The 19,921-nt window shown below is 39.5% G+C and carries 19 protein-coding genes; 7 read left to right on the plus strand and 12 right to left on the minus strand.

All coding sequences use genetic code 11. The features are described from left to right. Positions 1-155: 155 nt before the first annotated feature. From AC0JIQ_RS12535 to bioA, 5 genes are all read right to left on the minus strand, one after another. Positions 156-821 carry a hypothetical protein gene (locus AC0JIQ_RS12535; RefSeq protein WP_474201846.1) on the minus strand — a complete coding sequence of 222 codons (666 nt, stop codon included), beginning with the start codon at positions 819-821 and terminating at the stop codon, positions 156-158. Between the two features lie 254 nt (positions 822-1,075). Then, complete coding sequence (gene bioD, locus AC0JIQ_RS12540; protein ID WP_474201847.1) at positions 1,076-1,717, minus strand: dethiobiotin synthase; 642 nt, start codon at positions 1,715-1,717, stop codon at positions 1,076-1,078. Then, a complete protein-coding gene (gene bioC / locus AC0JIQ_RS12545) occupies positions 1,714-2,466 on the minus strand; it encodes a malonyl-ACP O-methyltransferase BioC (protein WP_474201848.1) in 753 nt (250 codons plus the stop codon). Before bioC ends, bioD begins: the two co-directional genes overlap by 4 nt. Further along, positions 2,463-3,617 carry an 8-amino-7-oxononanoate synthase gene (locus tag AC0JIQ_RS12550; protein WP_474201849.1) on the minus strand — a complete coding sequence of 385 codons (1,155 nt, stop codon included), beginning with the start codon at positions 3,615-3,617 and terminating at the stop codon, positions 2,463-2,465. Before AC0JIQ_RS12550 ends, bioC begins: the two co-directional genes overlap by 4 nt. Continuing rightward, a complete protein-coding gene (gene bioA, locus AC0JIQ_RS12555) occupies positions 3,604-4,899 on the minus strand; it encodes an adenosylmethionine--8-amino-7-oxononanoate transaminase (RefSeq protein ID WP_474201850.1) in 1,296 nt (431 codons plus the stop codon). Before bioA ends, AC0JIQ_RS12550 begins: the two co-directional genes overlap by 14 nt. A 35-nt stretch (positions 4,900-4,934) precedes the next feature. On the opposite strand from bioA, the gene AC0JIQ_RS12560 reads away from it, so the two are divergent. Beyond that, the gene (locus AC0JIQ_RS12560) at positions 4,935-5,060 is read left to right on the plus strand and encodes a hypothetical protein (protein WP_474201851.1); all 126 of its coding nucleotides are present in this window, start codon (positions 4,935-4,937) and stop codon (positions 5,058-5,060) included. A gap of 126 nt (positions 5,061-5,186) precedes the next feature. Here AC0JIQ_RS12560 and AC0JIQ_RS12565 read toward each other — a convergent pair whose 3' ends face one another. Next, positions 5,187-5,909 (minus strand): alpha/beta hydrolase family protein, encoded by a 723-nt coding sequence (locus tag AC0JIQ_RS12565; protein WP_474201852.1) that lies wholly within the window; start codon positions 5,907-5,909, stop codon positions 5,187-5,189. A gap of 195 nt (positions 5,910-6,104) precedes the next feature. Between AC0JIQ_RS12565 and AC0JIQ_RS12570 the strand changes: the two genes are divergently transcribed. Together AC0JIQ_RS12570 and AC0JIQ_RS12575 are read left to right on the plus strand one after the other, a co-directional pair. After that, positions 6,105-6,680: a peroxiredoxin gene (locus AC0JIQ_RS12570; protein ID WP_474201853.1), complete on the plus strand. Its 576-nt coding sequence runs from the start codon at positions 6,105-6,107 to the stop codon at positions 6,678-6,680. Between the two features lie 39 nt (positions 6,681-6,719). After that, complete coding sequence (locus AC0JIQ_RS12575) at positions 6,720-7,205, plus strand: hypothetical protein (protein WP_474201854.1); 486 nt, start codon at positions 6,720-6,722, stop codon at positions 7,203-7,205. A gap of 66 nt (positions 7,206-7,271) precedes the next feature. On the opposite strand, the gene ftn is transcribed toward AC0JIQ_RS12575, so the two are convergent. Further along, a complete protein-coding gene (gene ftn / locus AC0JIQ_RS12580; RefSeq protein WP_474201855.1) occupies positions 7,272-7,736 on the minus strand; it encodes a heteropolymeric bacterioferritin subunit Ftn in 465 nt (154 codons plus the stop codon). A gap of 352 nt (positions 7,737-8,088) precedes the next feature. Between ftn and AC0JIQ_RS12585 the strand changes: the two genes are divergently transcribed. Continuing rightward, positions 8,089-9,144: an SDR family oxidoreductase gene (locus AC0JIQ_RS12585; protein WP_474201856.1), complete on the plus strand. Its 1,056-nt coding sequence runs from the start codon at positions 8,089-8,091 to the stop codon at positions 9,142-9,144. Positions 9,145-9,215: 71 nt separating this feature from the next. On the opposite strand, the gene ligA is transcribed toward AC0JIQ_RS12585, so the two are convergent. From ligA to AC0JIQ_RS12605, 4 genes are all read right to left on the minus strand, one after another. Continuing rightward, positions 9,216-11,243, minus strand: a complete 2,028-nt coding sequence (ligA, locus tag AC0JIQ_RS12590; RefSeq protein ID WP_474201857.1) for an NAD-dependent DNA ligase LigA — start codon at positions 11,241-11,243, stop codon at positions 9,216-9,218. A 71-nt stretch (positions 11,244-11,314) separates the two neighbouring features. Next, on the minus strand, positions 11,315-12,304 hold the full coding sequence (locus tag AC0JIQ_RS12595; protein WP_474201858.1) for a cell division protein ZipA C-terminal FtsZ-binding domain-containing protein: 990 nt from the start codon (positions 12,302-12,304) through the stop codon (positions 11,315-11,317). A 1-nt stretch (position 12,305) separates the two neighbouring features. Next, a complete protein-coding gene (smc, locus tag AC0JIQ_RS12600) occupies positions 12,306-15,755 on the minus strand; it encodes a chromosome segregation protein SMC (RefSeq protein ID WP_474201859.1) in 3,450 nt (1,149 codons plus the stop codon). Between the two features lie 10 nt (positions 15,756-15,765). After that, positions 15,766-16,461: a GntR family transcriptional regulator gene (locus AC0JIQ_RS12605; RefSeq protein ID WP_474201860.1), complete on the minus strand. Its 696-nt coding sequence runs from the start codon at positions 16,459-16,461 to the stop codon at positions 15,766-15,768. Positions 16,462-16,807: 346 nt separating this feature from the next. On the opposite strand from AC0JIQ_RS12605, the gene AC0JIQ_RS12610 reads away from it, so the two are divergent. Continuing rightward, entirely contained in the window at positions 16,808-17,773 is a 966-nt protein-coding gene (locus tag AC0JIQ_RS12610; RefSeq protein WP_474201861.1) for a hypothetical protein, read from the plus strand. A 14-nt stretch (positions 17,774-17,787) separates the two neighbouring features. Continuing rightward, entirely contained in the window at positions 17,788-18,330 is a 543-nt protein-coding gene (locus tag AC0JIQ_RS12615) for a GTP-binding protein (RefSeq protein WP_346511577.1), read from the plus strand. On the opposite strand, the gene AC0JIQ_RS12620 is transcribed toward AC0JIQ_RS12615, so the two are convergent. After that, on the minus strand, positions 18,327-19,127 hold the full coding sequence (locus AC0JIQ_RS12620) for a sulfite exporter TauE/SafE family protein (protein ID WP_004663659.1): 801 nt from the start codon (positions 19,125-19,127) through the stop codon (positions 18,327-18,329). The genes AC0JIQ_RS12615 and AC0JIQ_RS12620 overlap by 4 nt on opposite strands. Positions 19,128-19,156: 29 nt before the next feature. Here AC0JIQ_RS12620 and AC0JIQ_RS12625 point away from each other — a divergent pair, with 29 nt between their 5' ends. Continuing rightward, positions 19,157-19,909 carry a biotin--[acetyl-CoA-carboxylase] ligase gene (locus AC0JIQ_RS12625; protein WP_346511575.1) on the plus strand — a complete coding sequence of 251 codons (753 nt, stop codon included), beginning with the start codon at positions 19,157-19,159 and terminating at the stop codon, positions 19,907-19,909. Positions 19,910-19,921: the final 12 nt, after the last annotated feature.

Raw genomic sequence — 19,921 nt, forward strand, 5'->3', positions numbered from 1 at the left:
CTCACATCATTGTTTTTTAATAAATACTCGACTTTTAGATTGTATTCAACTTTATAAATAAACTTACTTTAACTATTTAATAATTCAGAATTTTTATCAAATCATTATTTCATCTAAAAAATTTAACAAGCAATCAAAACATACTTTTGTTTTATCTATTTTATTTCATTAATTACAATTGGAATCAGTTTACTGACCACCTTATAGCCTTGTGGTTTGTTATTACATGCATCGCCTGTGACAGTCGTTCGAATGACATAAGGTGAATAAGGCATGACGTTTAAATAACCCGAATTGTCTCGGCCAGTACGGCAATCTTCTGCTCCCAGTTTTTCATCATAGCGACCGTCATAAGAAGATTCTTCGACCTCCGCAATCAGCTTACTTGTCCATTGAGTGAAATAAACCAAACTTTTACTCGATTCGACTGTGCCTTGTCCTGAACCTGCACTTTCGATTTCGATCAGTTGAATCGGTTTACTTTTATAAACGGTTGGATGCACTTTAAAGCTATTCGATTGACCACCAAACTCCTTTAAAATTCGAGCTTGTTTTAATTTTGGACGAGTTAATACATAACCAGCCCAAAAGTTACGTCCTGCATTTTCAAAACTCACACCAGATAAATAGGCTTCTTCTCCTGAAATCAGTTTTACGGCTTCGGTCGAATCAATTTGAATGGCTTGGGGTGGATTAGCATTTGAATCTTGGAAATTAGTGATCCAACTAATGATAGTTTTATCACTAGGTATGGCAGCATGAGTTGTCGAGATTAGACCTGACAGGCAGAGGGTTATAAAAATAAAATTCTTTTTATTCATTGTTAGTCACCTTAAATTTATTAGTTAAATGGCTTCCAAAATCTATTAGCTATCGTGACGGCGGCATGGATGCCGCCCGTAGGGCTGCGATATAAGGATATACAGTCAGCCCTACAAAGGATTTTTGTCTTGCGCTATTTCCGTCACAGCTCATCATCCCTGAAAAGTAAGACAATGTGGTATTCATTTGAGAAAACTCGGGAAGACACTGTGGTTCCCCCTATTGAATAAGATTCTAAATTTAATGAATTAAATTAGAATTTTTCCAACTCAATCCATTGAGCATCAGGAAAATGCTTTGCCAGATAAGCTTTTAGATAATCAGCCGTATCTTTTGAAATAAGCGGGTCTTTCGACTCATCCTTTAAGTTATACACCAAAGCATGCAAATTCAAACCACGCTGCTTTAATGCCTCTAAACTCAATAAAGTATGATTAATACTGCCCAAACGTCCTGAAGTCACCAAAATCACCGGAAATTGATGCTGAGCAATATAATCAATGGTTAAAAACTCTGTGGTTAAAGGCACCATCAAACCACCAGCACCTTCTAACAATACCACCTCAAAGCGCTGAGCCAATTCTTTGGTCGCTGCTTCGATCTTGGCAAAATCTAAATCACGTCCATCCAAACGTGTGGCTAAATGCGGCGAGGCTGGATACGTAAAAATTTCAGGCATGGTCAGTTTGTCATGATCTTCCTGAAACCAACCCATTCCCATAATTTCACGGTGTTTTTGAATATCTTCAGATATATCTATATTGCCCGTTTGCACTAACTTCTGAGTGATAACACGCTGTCCTTGCTCAGTCCAAAGTTTAGCGAGATAGCCTGTGGCATACGTTTTACCAATTTCAGTATCAATACCACTGACAAAATAAATTGCTGCACTCATGCTGTTCTCCGTGCAATCACATAAATCGGATGATAAGTCAGACGAAACCCCTGCTCATCATAAAACTGTTGATAATCTAAATAAAACTGCTGCAAGGATTGCTTGGTCCAACGATGTGATTGAGCTGTTGCGGTCACGCCTGTGGCTTTTAAATGCTGCAATACCGATTTTGGATGATCAAAATAAATCTGCTTCACTTCTTGCTCAATGAACAGCACTTCAAAGTTCTGCTGCTCGAGCTGTCGTTTTAAAGATTGTAGATCAATATAATTTAAGCCTTGTCCTGTCAACTGCTTAATTTCAGTGAGATTATCTGACCCAAAAGTGGAAAAACCGAAATATGTATTGGGTTTTAAAGCATCATGAATTCGGTGCAATAACGTAGGTAGATCAGTCATCCACTGTAATGCTGAACTAGAAATCACTGCATCTAAGGACTGCGGTAAATGCAGTTGCTCAATATCTCCGATCAACCAATTTACATGTTTAAAATTGAGAAAATGCTGATCAACATCTGCATATAAATCATTTAAAAACAGTTGCTCAATTTGAAAATGGGATTGGAGTAAGTGGGTGAGATTGCCGGAACCACAGCCAATCTCAAGCACAGAGGCTAACTTCTGCGGATAATACACTTTAAGGTATTTAAATAACTGTGCACTAATCTGTTTCTGTACCACAGCATGCTCGACATAGCTTTGCCCTGCTTTGGCAAAACGTTGCGCAACCAGTGCTTTATTGATGCTCACAAACACTCCACCAATTGTTCCAATTCATTTTTTTGCACCAAAGAGGTTAATGAAATACGCAAGCGTGAACTATTCTGTGGCACTGTTGGTGGTCGTACCGGCATGGCATAAAAACCTTGTTGTTGTACATAACGTGCTTTTTCAATCGCAGCTTGGCTTTCGCCCAAGATAATTGGAATGATATGACTGCTCGATGGGCTTGAAAAACCTTTTGCAATCACCGCCTGTTGTAAATACTGACTGATCTCGGCCAAGTGCTGACGCTGTTGCTGCATACTCAGCACTTTATTAAACATAAAATCTGACCATGCCATCGAGATTGGAGGTAAAGCGGTACTAAAAATCAATGGGCGCATTTTATTGATCAGGTAATCACGGATGATTGAATCACAAATGATATAGCCGCCTACCGAGGCAATTGCTTTACCAAAGGTTCCCACCAAGAAATCAATCTGATCCAATACACCATATTGTTCAGCACAACCCAGACCTTGCTCCCCTCTGACACCAATCGCATGGGCTTCATCGACATACAACATGGTTTTGACATAACGTTGCTTTAACTGCGCCAATGCAGCTAAATCCGTCTCGTCCCCATCCATACTAAAAATACTTTCAGTCACCACAATAATGCGTTCAACTTGCTCATCTTGGTGATACTTTTGCAATAACTGTTCCAGATGCTGCAAATCATTATGGCGATAACGTACATACTGAGCAGTCGAAAGTCGAATGCCATCAATCATACTGGCATGTACCAGTTTATCAGCCAGAATTACGGTTTTGCTATCACACAAGGCTGGTAAAATACCGATATTCATGTGGTAGCCACTATTAAAGAGTAAGGCAGCGCGACCAAATGCTTTGCTTAGGCTATTTTCAAATTGTTCATATTCTGCAAAATTACCGGTGAGCAAGCGTGAAGAAGATGAACTAAAGAGCGCTCTTTCGATTTTCAGCGTATCAAGAAATTCTTCTCTTAAACTTAAATCAGCTGCCAAACCTAAATAATCATTGGATGCCAGATTCAACATGGTTCGATCTTGAATGGTAATCCATCGTCCAGATTGCTGATTTGAAGTGAATTGGCGAAAATTGCCCTGTTGCTTAAGTTGCTCAAGCTGCTCGGCATAATGATCAAGCAAGGACATTGGCATTTACTCCTTGCATATTTTTTACCACTTCACTCATGTGTGCTAATAAATAATGGAGTTCATCATCGCTAATCACATACGGCGGCATTACGTAGACCAATTTTCCAAATGGTCGTACCCAAATACCCCGTTCAACAAACTGTTGCTGTAAGGTTTTCATATCCACATTGGTGGTTAATTCAACCACGCCAATCGCCCCTAAAACCCGTACATCAGCAACATGATCGAGCTGTGCTAAATCCGTTAACTGTTCAGCCAGAATCTTTTCAATTCGTTGAATATTGGCTTGCCAATCCTGTTCCACCAATAATTGGGTGCTTCTTAAAGCAACCGCACAGGCCAGTGGATTCGCCATAAAGGTTGGGCCATGCATAAACACGCCTGCTTCACCACGACTAATGCTTTCAGCCACTTGCTTGGTAGTTAAGGTCGCAGACAGTGTCATATAACCGCCCGTTAAACCTTTGCCGATACACATAATATCGGGTTCAACTTGGGCATGTTCCCAAGCAAACATTTTGCCTGTACGACCAAAACCTGTCGCAATCTCATCAAAGATCAATAACAAATTATATTGCTCACACAACGCCTTGGCTTGGCGTAAATATTCAGGATGATAAAAACGCATGCCGCCTGCACCCTGTACAATCGGCTCGATAATCAGGGCAGCAATACTGTGATGATGCTGTTCAATCTGCTGTTTGAGTTGCTGAATATCTTGCGGATTCCACTCACCATCGAAACGACTTTGTGGTGCGGGTACAAAAATTCGATTCGGTAAACTTGTACCAAAAATTTGATGCATCCCCGTGACTGGATCACACACCGACATCGCATTCCATGTATCGCCGTGATAGCCAGAACGGGTCGTAATAAAATTGGTTTTCTTTGGTTTATTTAATGCAGCCCAATATTGCACTGCCATTTTTAACGCTACTTCTACGGCAACCGAACCTGAGTCTGCGTAGAAAATCTTATCCAAACTCGGTGGCGTGATTTTTAATAATAATTTACCTAATTCAATTGCAGGTTCGTGGGTCAGACCACCAAACATGATATGCGCCATTTTCTGTAATTGATCTGAAACCGCTTGGTTAAGTTCAGGATGGTTATAACCATGAATTGCACACCACCATGAAGACATACCATCAACTAAAGTTCGCCCATCTTCTAATTCAATCGTTGCATCGTAGGCACGTTTGACTTTAAAGGTTGGCAATGGATTTAACATCGAAGTATAGGGATGCCATATATGTTCTAAATCAAATAAATCGGTCATCCGTTCTTACTCCTCATCCTAAGCCAATTAAATTCATGGCAGTATCTACGATCATGGAGGCGGCATGGATGCCGCCTGTTAAGCTGTGGTATCAAGGATGCACCATCAGCTTAACAAATGCCTTTGCTTACTTTGGGCAAAACCAAAGTAAGTCTAGCTGAAAGCTTATCCTGAAATTAAATTAAAACTCAGCACGACTCCGCCCTAACAGATTCAAAATCCGTATGCATAATCTTAAACGTGTCAAAATCTAAAATATATTGCGAGAACTTTCAATTCAAGCAAGATTAAGCCGTCTGTTGAATAAAATCTTCAATTATTTGCACAGTCTGCTCAACCATAAAACATGGAAAACCATGAGAAGCTCCATCGATCGAAACAACAGATAGATTTTTTGCAGTCAAATCTTTAGTTTTTCGCATAATTTGGTAAGGAACTAATGCATCATGCTCCGCAAACACATGTAACTGTCTACCCTGATAATTTTCATACAACTCAACCAAATTTAATTGCTCCAGCAACTTTAACCCTTGTCTAAGCAATACAATCGATTGTGGGCGAATCAATTTTTGCATAGCCACGAAGTCTTTTTTTGCCGAACTTGCACCTTGACAGACCAACAAGCCAAACCGTTTTAGCGTAGTAATCGCATCCTGTTCAAATGATTCTTTAAATTGCATAAAGGTTTCAACAGGCATGGCAGTCATCCAATCTGCTTGAGCAACAAAACATGGATTCGACGCTAAAGTGATTAAAATTTTATATTCAGCATACTGTTGTTGAATTTGATCGACCAATAAAGTTGCCAGTTGTCCGCCAAGCGACCATCCGACAATCACATCAAACTTCACTGCAAGTTCGACATGCTGTTGCAATATCTCATTATCCAGCGCATTAAAGATATTTATCCGCTCAACACTATGTCCCTGTTGTTCTAAAGCCTCATGCAAAGGTTTTAATAATTCGGCACCACCGCCCCATCCTGTGATGAGTAGAATCCTATAAGTCACGTGCTTGCTCAATTCCAAAAACTTGAATGCAGTATACTCTCCGATTTATACGAGTCATTATTTTCCTGATCAATCCCTTTCATTATACTTTGCTCAAAAGACACCATAAAACGGATCAAAATTCTTTAAAGAATTTTCTAACCCATATGGTTTCGAAATTTGCTAAAGTAGAGTTTATTACACTTTGAGATCAACATGATGAATACGATAAAGTCCAAAGTTATTATTTTATGCAGTTCGTTTTTTTTACTTGGTATCCCTAGCCTTAGTACAGCGCAAACTTCTATTTTTTCTAAGCAAAATACAGCTCAAAAAGAATGGGTTGGACAGTCTGCGCCAGATTTCAAACTACAAGATCAAAGTGGCAAATGGCACACTTTGAACCAATATAAAGGCAAGTGGATTGTACTTTATTTCTACCCTAAAGATGACACTGCGGGATGTACTCAAGAAGCGAATCAATTTAAATCACTTTATCCTCAATTCTTAAAGTCGAATGCAATAGTTTTAGGTGTTAGCTTAGATGATGTTGCATCACACCAAAAATTTTCACAAAAGCTCGGTTTACCGTTCCCAATTTTGGCAGATGAAAAAGGCGAACTTGCTGGAAAATTTGGCATTGTTAGAAACCTCGGGATTACAAAAATTGCTAAACGTGAGAGTTTCTTGATTAATCCTCAAGGTGCAATTATGTATCACTACACGAGTGTGAATACGCAAACGCATGCTGATCAAGTATTAAAAGATTTAAAAGAAGCTCAGAATAAATAAATTTGAATTAAGTCATATTGAATTTTAAGGGGAATAAAATTGCAGTTAGAACAAGATGAAAGTTTATTAATAAAAACTATACCGTTTAGCTCTTTATCGGGTCTTATATATATCATCATTGGAACACCGAATTGCCTATTTTTATTTAAAGATCCTGTTTTCTTATGGCTCTTATTTTTTCTGCCAGTTTTTTTGACGAATCGCTTAATCATCACCAACAAACGTATTTCTCTGAGAATGTTATTTAAAACACGCACTATAAAAATAAATGAGTTACATCAAAAATCTTATTTAATAATAGACCCATATGTATTTAAAAAGTATGAATGGCAACGTAAGCTATTAGGTCAAGATTTTCAAAAATTTTGGCATTACCGAACTAATATTTATTTTTCACAGGATGAAAATCGCCATAAATTAAGCCAACTTAGACTCTCACTGTTTTCCAAGAGACAAACAGATAAAATTTTGGCAATCCTCACTCAGGCATGGAATCTAGATTCGAATATTAAACAGCCAGATTAAGTTCTAGAATTAGAATTTTTCATTCAAATAGAAAGCCAACTTCTCAGTTGGCTTTCTCATTTTTGATTAGATCTGCGATTGAATATAATTTTGCAAACCAATTAATTCAATTAAACGCAATTGTTTTTCTAACCAATACGTATGATCTTCTTCTGTGTCCGAAAGTTGCTGACGCAACATATCACGGCTGATAAAGTCGCCTTTTTCTTCACACAGTTTGATACCTGTCGCTAGTTTTTCACGCACATGATATTCAAGTGCTAAATCAGCTTTTAAACAACTTACGACATCTGTACCCACATTGATGTCTTCACGATTCATATTAGGTTGAGCACCCAAAAATAAAACACGGCGAATGATTGAATCAGCATGTGAAGCTTCTTCTTGCATTTCATGATCAATACGCTCGTAAATTTTACTTAAGCCCCAATCTTCGTACATTCTTGAATGAATTAAATATTGATCACGAGCAGCCAATTCACCGCCAATGAGCATATTTAAATAGTCGATGACTTCTGGATTGCCACGCATAATATTTACTCCTATCGAATAATAATATTATGGTGAACTTAAATCATATTTGCAAAATTAAATTGTGTAAGTTTATGATTTTTATAAAATTAAAATGAGAAACATACGCATTTACAGTTTTAATTCGCCTAATTTATCTAAATAAAAGAAGCATTTGCATATCATTTTAACCTTTTAAAATAGATAATCTTATTGAAAATCATTTGTTTGATTTTTTGTAACGATTAGCAATGCTTCTTATTACGAATATATTTTGATCAAAAAATCATAAAAAATGACAGCTCGGCTGTTGTTTGTTTGAACAAAATTCGGTAAATAACAGCAATCACAAAAACATAATGCGGAAATAACAATGGATAAAAGTAAGCCAATCTTGGTCACTGGTGCTACGGGTTATATTGCGGGCTGGATTATTGAACGACTGCTTAAGCAGGGTTACAACGTACATGCCACGGTTCGAGATCCATCTAAGAAAAATAAAATTCAGCACCTGTATGATCTAGCAGATAAATCATCAGGACAAATCCAGTTTTACCAAGCAGATTTACTGGAACCAAATTCCTTTGATGAAGCTATGCAAGGTTGTGAAATTGTTATTCATACTGCATCACCTTTTGTAGTCACTAACTATAAAGATGCCGTCAAAGACATTATTGAACCTGCAGTTAAAGGCACAGAAAATGTCTTAGATAGTGTAAATCGTACAGAATCAGTCAAACGTGTGGTTCTCACCTCAAGTATTGCATCAACCTATGGCGATGCGATTGAGATCCAAAGTACAGCAAATAATGAGTTTGATGAAAGCCACTGGAACAATACGAGTAGTGAAACACACCAACCCTATCCATATTCAAAAGTCGCGGCTGAACGCAAAGCTTGGGAAATGGCCGAGCAACAAAGTCGTTGGAGCCTAGTTTGTATTAACCCAGCGTTAGTGATGGGACCATCACTCACTGATGCCAGTCAATCAGGCAGTATCGAAGTATTACAACAATTCGGGAATGGTACGACCTTATTTGGTGTGCCACCGATGTGGAATGGAATCGTAGATGTCCGTGATGTTGCAGATGCGCATGTTGCTGCGGCACTAAATCCTAAAGCACAAGGTCGCTATATCATTTGTGGTGGCACATTAAGCCTGCTCGACATGGGCAAAGCCTTAACGCAAAAATTCGGTTATAGATACCCATTCCCACATTTCACTGTACCTAAAACAGCTTTTTCTTTAGTTGCACCCGTATTTGGTCATTCACGCCAATTTGTAAAACTCAATATGGGTTATCCAATCTACTTTAATTCAAAGCGTAGTGTAAATGAGCTAGGTATTCAATATCGTGATATTCGGGAAAGTGTCTGTGAGCATTTCCAGCAATTACTCGATGATGGTATTGTGAAAAAATATATTTAATGCATTAAAAAAGGCGGCATAAATGCCGCCTTTTTAATCAGTTCGCACTGATTAAAAATTTAAATAAAGAATCAGGCTTCATACTGCTTCAAAAACTCTAAGAACTCTTGCTCATTCAAGACTCGAATGTCTAACTTCTTTGCTTTATCCAGCTTACTACCCGCTTTCTCGCCAGCAACCACACATTTGGTTTTACTGGACACACTACCACTGACACGTGCACCCAAGGCTTGAAGTTTCTGCGTTGCTTCGTCACGCCCCATGCTTTCCAATGTACCCGTCACCACCCAGCTCTCACCATTCAAAGGTTGACGCGTTGGTGCAGTCGGTGCATCCCAATGAATGCCTGCTGCCATTAAACGATCTAACACTTCAATGTTATGCGGTGCTTGGAAAAAGTCGGCAATCCATTCAGCAGTAATATCACCGACATCAGGGGTTTTCTTGAGTGCTTCAATATCCGCAGCTTTCAACGCTTCAAGCGTCTGGAAAGTATTGGCGAGCATACGTGCTGTGGTTTCACCGACACCGCGAATTCCCAAGGCATAGATAAAACGCGCCAAAGTGGTTTTCTTACTTGCCTCAATCGCATCAATCAAGTTCTGAACGGATTTCTCACCCATTTTCTCGATGGTTAATAAAGTGTCACGATGCTCATGCAAATGATAAATATCAGCCACATCTTTGAGTAAGTTGAGATGTAACAGTGACTCGACCCAACGATCACCCAAGCCCTCGATATCCAGTGCTTTACGTGAAACAAAGTGACGAATCGCTTCGATCCGTTGTGCTGCACAATACAGACCACCTGAACAACGTGCCAAGGCTTCACCTTCTGGCATCACTACAGGTGAATCACAGACTGGGCAATTGGTCGGGAGATACATCATCTCTGCATCGGCAGGTCTGAACTCAGCCCAAACCTTCTCAACTTTTGGAATCACATCACCAGTACGGTAAACACTAACGGTATCGCCAACACGCACATCTAAACGATGGATTTCACCAATGTTATGTAAGGTCACATTGGATACTGTCACCCCACCAACAAAGACAGGGGCTAAACGTGCGACAGGTGTCAGTGTTCCTGTACGCCCCACTTGCCAGTCAATATTCTCAACTTTGGTGAGTGCTGCCTGTGCAGGGAATTTATAAGCCGTTGCCCAACGTGGTTCACGACTCAAGAAACCTAATTGTTGTTGCTGTTTAAGGCTATCCACCTTAATCACCATGCCATCAATTTCAACTTTAAGATCTGGACGTTCTTGTTGGATCTGTTCATAACGTTGTTGTACTTCTTCAATCGAAGCACACAGGAATTGACGTTCTGCGATTTCAAAACCAAATTTGGTTAACCAGTGCAAGCTGTCATGCATGGTCTCAAGGCCATGATTGGGCTGACACTGCGCAATTCCATAGGCATAGAACGCCAAAGGCCGTGAAGCTGCGATATTTGGATCAAGCTGTCTTAAACTACCTGCTGCCGCATTCCGTGGATTCGCAAAGGTCTTATCGCCTTTAGCTTCCTGATCAGCATTGAGTTTTTCAAAGCCTTGCTTCGGCATCAACACTTCGCCACGAACTTCAAGAAACTCAGGAATCGCTTGATACTGACTCGATAGAACTTTTGGCAAGTTGCGAATGGTTTTGACATTTTGGGTAATGTCTTCGCCAGTCTCACCATCACCGCGTGTTACACCACGAACTAATACACCATTTTCATACCACAGTGAAATCGCTAAGCCATCGAGTTTAAGTTCAACCTCATACTGGACTTTCTGGTTGGGTAAACGTTCATCAATACGGCGTGCAAAGGCAAACAGATCTTCCTGATTAAAAACATTACCTAAAGACAGCATCGGCACTGCATGAGTCACGCTTTCAAATTTTGACAACGCTTGACCACCGACTTTATTGGTCGGAGTATCCGCCTGAATACATTCTGGATGTTGTTGTTCTAAGGCTTTCAGTTGATGAAATAAATGGTCATATTCACTATCAGAAATGGAAGGTTGATCCATCACATAATAAGCATGATTATGTTTTGCAATCAGTTGAATTAACTGACGCATTTGCTCAATAACTGAGTTGTGTTCCATTTAAATTTCACCATATAAAAGGGCGGAAAAACCGCCCTATAATTTTTACTAAATTTATTATAAAAGATTCATTAGACGGTTGCTTGATTTGGACGATAATCAATCACATGATGACGCCAATGTTCTTTCAACTGCGGCGTAAATTCTAAATTATTTTCATCATAGACTTTGCCATCAACTTCACGTGCAATTAAGCCTGCAATACTGGTCATCATGTCATAGCCTGTCACAGCTTTGCTATTTGGCAAAGCAAGGAAGAATGCTAAACCTTGTACTTGCTCACCAGATAAACTTTCTAAATCAAAACCAGCAGGTCCATTATCTGTGACACGTAATACAGAGAACATCAATGGGCTTGGCTCGTCGGTATTTTCATAACGATGGAAGCAAGACATCTCTCCAAAACGTAGACCGTATTTCAACAATACTTTGAGTGCTTTATCACCTGACAACGCACGGCGTGGATTTGGATAAACATTCAAGGCAATAATTTGCTCTGCTGTTGCCAAAGCACTTTCATCATCATAACGTTGCTGTTCATGTAAATGCACATCTAAAATATTACTTTCACCATCAAATTCTTCAATTTCAACAGTTGCAATATTTGGGTTTAAGCTGAGCTCTGTTTCAGCTTTCTCATCCTCAGCTTTTTCTGGCGTTGCTAAAAGCGCTTCAACTTCGTCTTGAGACTGCGATTCTAGAACTGTCTCTTGTTTATTTGCACCCGAAGTGAGCTCAACGACTGGCTCAGGTTCAATCACAACATCAGTTTCACTCGCTTTTACAATATTTTCCGCAGCATCTGTTTCAACTGGCACTTTTGCTTCAATTGGTGTCGTGTTAAAACTTGGTTCAACGCGTTCAACTGTAGCGGCGACATTGCTTTGTAGAAGTTGATCTCGCACATGACGAGGAATCACAGGTTGCTGACTTTCAGGGTTAACATGAAGATCTGCTTCTAATGACGGCTCAACTGGTTTTGGTTTTCTTAAAATCATGATCAAACCAACGAGCATAATCACAACGGCGATAACAATGCCTATTATTGTATTCATTTCCATATTAGGACTCCGCAACTAACCCGTATTCTTTTGCCTGTTCTAAATCGACAGTCACTAATTTTGATGTGCCCGGCTCTGGCATGGTCACTCCCAGTAAATCAGTTGCCATTGTCATCGCCAATTTATTATGTGTAATGTAAATGAATTGCACTTGTTCAGAAAGCTCTTTTACCAAATTACAATACCGCTGTACGTTGGCATCATCAAGTGGTGCATCAACTTCATCTAATACACAGAAAGGTGCTGGATTTAACCTAAAGATAGCAAATACTAAAGCCAGAGCGGTTAATGTCTTTTCACCACCAGATAATAGTGCCAAAGAACTATTACGTTTGCCAGGTGGACGCGCCATCAGTTTCACCCCAGACTGCCAATCATCTTCAAGGCTTAAAGTCGCTTCACCACCACCAAATACCTTTGGAAATAGCAGTTGTAACTCTTGATTGACCTGATCAAAAGTGGTCATAAACAACTTACGAGTTTCCTGATCAATACTTTTCATCGCGTCTTTAAGCTGATCAACGGTATTTTGTAGATCCTGCATCTGATGACTCAGCTCATCAAAACGCTGTGACACTTCTTCATATTCTTGTGAAGCAGCCAAATTCACTGCACCAATTTTTTCGAATTGCTGCTGCGCTTTTGCAAGTTTTTGCTGATGATCTTTCATTTCTATCGATAGATCAGATAAAGCTTCCGCATTTAATTCTTTCAGCTGTTCCAGATAATGTTCACGATCTGATTTTGCTGCCTGCCATGCTAAACGCTTTTGTTCCAACTGCTCACGCACCTGCTCGTCTTTCTGTTGAGCTTGATGACGTTGTTCTGTGAGTTGCTGCTGTTTCTCTTGTACTTGATTCAATTCCAGCTGCCATTCATTCCAGGTTTTTTGCAGTTTTTCGGTTTGCTGGAATTGCTCGTGGAATTGCGACTCTAAATTCGGTAGCTCAAGCTGAATCGGATCAACAAACTTCTTGGCCTGTTCGATTTGTTCAATAATTTGACGATATTGTGTTTTTAGGAACGAGATATCTTTTTCCAATAACTCAATTTGCTGATTGGCTTGCGAGGTCTGGCGACGCAAAGCTTCACGTTGCTGTTGTTGTTGAGTCAACTGCTGTTGTTGCTCATCCAACTGCTCATTCAAGTTTTCCACCTGAAACTGTAGCGTCTTATAGTTCGGCAACACGGCTTCTAATTTCAATGCCAGTGCATGCAGATCAATCTCCAGATCATCACGCTGCATCGCATCTTCTTCAAGCTGTAGATCAAGCTGTTTCAACTGATCTGCCAATTGCTGTTGCTGCAATACAAAAGCCTGCGCTGTACTTTGCAATTTGACAATTTGCACATCCAGCTGTTGCAGCTCCTTCTGTTTTTGTTTCAGACTTTGCTGTTGTTGCTGCAACTGTTGTTGTTGCTGTTGCAAAGTTTGCTGCTGTTGAGAAAATTGCTGTTCCAACTCAAGCAGTTTGGGTTGTTTTTCCGCAAGTTGCTGTTCAATTTCCTCTAAACGCACTTGATGACTGAGCATGCCCTGCGCAGTTTGACTGTCTTCATCATAGTGCAGCGCAATCACCCAGTCTGCGCCGACATGATAACCATCAAGCGTCAGAATAGATTGTGCTTGCTGGAGATCCGCTTGATATGACAAAGCTGTGGCTAAATCTTCTGCAACGGCTACATGAGCCCAAAGCGAAGATTGTGGCTCTTCGATCCAATCACTTAAACAAGTAAGCTCTGCAATTTGAACAGACTGCTGTTGTGATGATTTTAACTGTCGTGCGATACCCTCTTGGAAGGCTTGCCCATTCTCAATCAACTGCGCTTGTAACCATTTGGCTAAAAACTTCTCAATAATGCTTGCATGAGCTTTAGCTTGAGCGCTTAAACGTAGGCTTTGCATCAATCGAACTGCATGTTGATCATGCTTCGGGCTTTGTTTTGCGACAAGCTGATTTAAGTTCTTTTGTTCAGCCAATAAAACCTGAATCTCAGTTTTGAGGCTCTGTACATTAGCCTTGTGCAACTGTTGTTGATCTTGCTTAGTCTGAACATCCTGCTGTAATTTCTCAATGGCAGTTTCTAATGCAATAATTTCCTGTTGCAGTTGCTGCTGCAATTGTTCTAACTGCGCCTGTTCATCATCCTGAACCTGAGCACGAATCTGAGTGGTTTGTGTTTGCAGGGTCTGCTTTTGCTGTTCAATGCGCAGTACGTTCTTACCGAGCTGTTCAATTTGCGCAGCCATCTGCAACTTTTTTTGTTGTTGCTGATCGACTTGAGTTTTCAGTTGTTCAAATTGCTGCTGTGCTTGCTTATGTTGGGCTTGAACATCGCTAAAATTGTGCTCAGCCGTTTGTGTCTGTTGCTCTAAGGCAAGTAAGCTTTCGTTTTGCTCATCAAATTGAGTTGTTAAAGTTTCGACCTGTAACTCAGATAATTGTAAACGCTCTTTGGTTTGTACTTTCTGCTGTTCAAGTTGAACCAAACTACTGCTGTTTTGCTGGAATAAACTCTGTTTTTGTTCCAAGGTCATTTTTAATTCAGACAGCTTTTTCGCGGCCTGTTGCCATTCATGCTGCAAAGGCGAAGACTGCTGAATTAAACGCTGGAATAAAGCACTGGTGGTTTCAAGATCATGTTCAATGGTCTGAGATTCTGAACGGACTAACTTAAAGTTTTCGCCGAGTGCCGTCATTTCAACAGTATATTCTTGTTGTAGCTTTTGACTTTGATTGGCTTGAAACGAAAGGATTTCGATTTTTAAAGTTCGAATCTGACCTTCTAAGGTCTTATATTGAATTGCGGCTTCAGACTGGCGCTTTAAACTTCTAAGTTGGGATTTTAGTTCAGCAGCAATATCATCTAAACGTGCCAGATTTTGTTCAGTGTGTTCTAAATGCTGTAAAGTCTCACGACGACGCGCCTGATAACGTGACACTCCTGCCGCTTCTTCAATAAACACACGCATTTCTTCAGGCTTGGCATCGACCAGACGGTTAATCATACCCTGTTCAATGACCGCATAAGAACGCGGCCCTAAACCAGTGCCCAAGAAAATATCGGTAATATCACGACGACGACAACGCGTGCCATTTAAGAAATATTCAGACTTACCTTCACGTGTGACTTGGCGACGGACAGCCAACTCGCTATAGGCATTATAAGCCCCACCTAATTTACCGTAGGTATTATCAAAACGAAGTTCGACACTGGCAACACCAACAGGCTTCCGTTTAGCCGTCCCAGTAAAAATGACATCCTGCATACTACCGCCGCGCAACTGACGTGCATTGGATTCACCCATCACCCAACGAATAGCATCGATGACATTTGATTTACCGCAACCGTTCGGTCCAACCACCGCAGTACGGTTTGCTTTGAAATGTAATGTAGTACTATCGGCAAAAGATTTAAAGCCTGAAAGTTTTAAACTGCTTAAACGCATACTGCCCTAACTAGCGGCGTGAGCGTCTAGCCCAAGCCAATTCAATCTGTTTCATACGTGTCAGAGATTCCAACACAAGGTTACGTAAGTGTCGACAAAAATCTTCCATAAATAAAGTCGCTTGTTGTGATTTTCGGATCAAAATAGCATCAATCACTAACTTAAACAGGGTAAAAGATTCCTGTAATTCACGACGTGAAGTATTTAAGGTTAAAAAGTAGCTACGACGTAACGAAGGCAACAGTTCTTTATAAAATTGCATTAAATAGGGATTCGCCACCATATCATGCTGATCTGCTAAATATTTAAAAATCGAATCGTAGAATTTTTCAATGTCCCCGGCACGTACAAATTCAACCAGTTGATCTAATAAGGTCTGTAGCTGTTCAGCCTCGTTAACTCTCCAAGTCTCACTAATTCGTTGCACAATATGCCCAAGTACCATGACATTGGTATCAAACAAAGCTTTAACTTGTTGAGCTGACATTTCAGAAACAATTGCACCACGTCGTGGGAAAATTTCAATTAAATAAGTACGTTCTAGTAGTAGCAAAGCTTCACGAACAGAACCTCGACTCACATCTAATTCTTTCGCAATACGTAGCTCTTGAATACGCTCTCCCTCAACTAGCTCACCACTAATAATTTGTTCACTAATATATTTTGCAATCTGTTCAGAAAGACTATCAGCCTCTTCGAGATTCATGATCCCCTCGCTATCGTTGTTATACGCATATTCCAATGCTATTTGCGCTTTTTTGTTTTAACTGATCTCACTGCATAAATTCTATATCATTGTCTAACAATTTTATTGCTTTTTAAGTCAATCGAAAGATAAAAACAATATTTTGAGGAAATATTTGATTAAAAATTTAAATTCCTTATCTTTAAGATCAATGAGTTAAGCTCACGAAATCGTGTTAACCGAATATCTGAAAATTAGTTTATTTACCAAAAATTTATTGATATAAATCACATAAAATAATATTTTTACCAATATAAGCACATTTTTATTAATTTTACTGAATTGCTCAGTAATTATGAGTAGCATTATGAGTGTTCATCAAGCTGTTAATATTGCAATTTTTGGGCTCAGTCTCAGAACATTGAATGAATTAAAAGAACATGTACAAACTGCTATTCCTAATCATATCCAAGTTAATTGGAGCAATATTGCTGAACCGCAGCTCGATATTTTAATGATCAATCATGTCTTTTTTGATTCACCAAATATCAAAAGCTTAATAAAAAATAACCATATTAATGTTCTACAAATTGCCAATGATGCAGATAAAAATAGTTCAATCGAAGATGACATTCTATATCTACCATTGAATCATCTTCACTCTCTACATCAATGGCTAAATGAGCGCTTATCTAAAAATGCTGCGATAGAAAAAGCATCCCCACCTCAAGCAACCAATACTACAATTCATCGGAAACAAATCAGGGAAGTTCTACAAGAAATCCTCAATCCTAAAAATGGGAAAATTCAGCTATTTGATAACAATGGTTTAGTTGCAATTGCAGACCCTCGTAACGAATGGGTTTGGCAAAATCCGATGCTACAAAAATTACATACAGATCCAAGCTTAAATTACACCTACGCCACACAAAATGACCAACTTTGGATCTCTGAGACACCACAACAAGATTTAAAACAATGGTTATGGAATTTACTTTGGGCATCAAAAGATTTTAATGAACTTTGCCCCCCATCTGCATCAAGTTTCTATTTAGAAATTTGGCCACAACCGATAAATAAAATTCAGCGCCAAGATATTTTACGTATGGCTGCTTGTTTTGCTAAAGGGGCTGAAATTTCAGTTGTAGCCAGCCAATTGAAATTACCTGAACAGCGTGTCAAACAATTTGTTGCAGCAAGTTTGGGTGCAAATTACGGCAAAATTATCAAAGATCATCAAGCCAATTATCATCCGCAAAATAGTCAAAATCTGACTGAACAAAATTTTATGAAAAAACTGTTTGGTCGATTACGTAACCGTTTAGGCTTCTAACCTAGGATAATTCTATGATTTTACAACAATATAAAATTGTCTTTGGTGGAACCATGGGGTCAGGTAAATCCACGGCGATAAATGCCCTCTCGGAAATTGATGTACTCAGCACCGAGGCTTTAAATACTGATATTGAATCGCATGAAAAAATGCTCACCACTGTCGGTATCGATTATGGTGAGATTACTTTAGATGATGGCGTCAAAGTCGGGTTATACGGGACGCCTGGACAAGAACGTTTTGAGTTTATTTGGGCTGTAATTTGCAAAGGTGCAATTGGTACGATTGTCATGATTGACCATGCTGCTGAAAATCCACTACTTGATCTAGCTCAATATGTAGAAGCGTTCAAACCATTTGGCAATAATATTGTGATTGCAATTACTCATATTGACCGAAAACCAGAAAGAACGCTTTCGATGTACCGAGATTGGCTTGCAACACAAGGCGTTAATTACCCTCTGTTTTTCGTCGATGCACGTCAAGAAGATGATGTTTTGCTATTGGTCGAAACCTTAATCGCAACAATTGAAGTACATTATGGGCTTATAACTTAAATTAAACCTTTATAAATAAAGTAGCAGCCAACAACAACTAATAAGCCTGCAAAACACTTTTTTAACATCGCAGCTGATAAGCGATGTGCTACTTTTGCTCCCAGTTTAGCTGTAATAAAGCTCATTGCGCTAATACCAAGAAAAGCATAAATATGAACATAACCAATCGTATTTGGCACATTAATTTGCTCTTTTGCACCAAACCACATAAATCCGATTGCACCAGCAATCGCAATCGGCAATCCACATGCCGCTGAAGTAGCCACTGCTTTCTGCATCACCACACCATGACGGTTCAAATAAGGCACCGTTAGGCTACCACCACCGATCCCAAATATCGCAGATGCCACTCCAATTCCACCACCAGCAATAAACTGTAATGGTGCAGATGGTAAGTGGCGATTTGGATCAATAACAGCATGTGCTCCGCTAAACATTTTGTAAGACATCCACACAGCAAATACACCAATAATTAACTGTAAATGCTGCCCAGAGAGTAAATCGGCCACACCTGCGCCTAAGAAAGACCCCAAAACTAAACCTGGTGCTAAATTACGAAATACATTCCACAAGACAGCGCCTTTTTTATGGTGAGCAGTCACAGAACTAATTGATGTTACAATAATTGTAGCTAAAGATGTTCCCACTGCTATATGCATGATTACATTCGGGTCATAATGCATTTGAGTAAAGACAATATATAAAATTGGTACAATAATTAATCCACCGCCAACGCCAAACAAACCTGCAGTAAATCCAGCAATTGCGCCAATCAGCAAATATATGATTAACTCCATAAACACATGACCACTCTACTTATAAAACAATGGAAGATTTAGCAACTCGCCAGCTTCAGCAATTACTTAATGCAAAAAATCAATTTCCTGAAATAGTCTTGCTTAAAACGACGACAACATCGACAAATGATGATATGCGTGAAATTGCAGAAAAAGGCATTAGCTCAGGATTGGTTTGCAGTGCACAGCAAACACAAGGTCGAGGTCAGCACCAACGGCAATGGTCTTCTCCTGAAGGTAATATTTATTTAAGCACACTGATTCAAACCACAACAGCTTTAGATGGTCGTCTTGCACTGGAAGTTGCTTTAAATATCCTACAAATGCCAAGCTTACAAGGTCTAAGTTTACAAATTAAATGGCCAAATGATTTATATAGTGCTCAAGGAAAATGGGGAGGTATTCTTGTTGAACCACTTTCCCCTCATCAAGCGATTGTTGGCGTAGGCATTAACTTAAATACGCCCCCTGTAGAAAATGCGGATCAGCCAATTACCTCTCTGGCGATGCTCGGTTTAGCTCATACTGATCGTTTAATGCTGATTGCTGAACTGTACACTGCGATTCAACAGGCTTCTCAATGGTTTGAACATGGCAGTTATAATTTAGTTGAACGCTTTAACCATCATGCAATATGGCTCAATCAACAAGTTGAGTTTGAACATGCACAAGGTAAACTTCAAGGAAGCTTTCAAGGCATCTCCAATGATGGTGCTGTACTAATTAAAACCGATCATGTTCAACCCTTCTATCAAGGCCGTTTACGCCTCGCACCAATTTAAGGAATGATCATT

The sequence above is a fragment of the Acinetobacter sp. FB genome (genome assembly GCF_056033405.1).